Annotated in this window: 1 protein-coding gene; it reads right to left on the minus strand. The window is 56.5% G+C overall.

The genetic code is table 11. The features are described from left to right. Positions 1-428 (minus strand): DDE-type integrase/transposase/recombinase (locus PPL9_RS28925; protein ID WP_152986860.1); only part of this gene is annotated, 428 nt, incomplete at both ends.

The following is a 428-nucleotide window of genomic DNA, read 5'->3' on the forward strand; positions in this document are numbered from 1 at the left end:
ATTGACTACCGCGATCGGAGTGATGAATGAGGCCAACAACAGGACCGCGTCTTCCCAGGGCCATCTTGAGGGCCGCACAGCACAGGTCCGCTTTCATATGCTTGTCCATGGCCCAGCCGACAATCTCACGCGTTGCCATATCCTTGATGGCGGCCACATACAGCCAGCCCTCATCGGTGGCGCAATAGGTGATATCCGCGAGCCAGACCGTGTTGGGAGTGTAACAGTCAAACTCCTGCTGCAGCAAGTTAGGGGACGGCGACTTCTTGTGATTGCTCAGCGTTGTCACCGGCGCAACCGGACCTCGCTTAGATGGAGAAATACCATTTTCTTTCATAAGCTTGGTAACTCTGCGCTGCGACACAACCTCGCCTGCGGTCACCAACTCGGCATGAATCCGCTTGGAGCCATAACAGCCTCGGCTGGCC

The organism is Pseudovibrio sp. POLY-S9 (genome assembly GCF_001431305.1).
GTDB lineage: Bacteria > Pseudomonadota > Alphaproteobacteria > Rhizobiales > Stappiaceae > Pseudovibrio.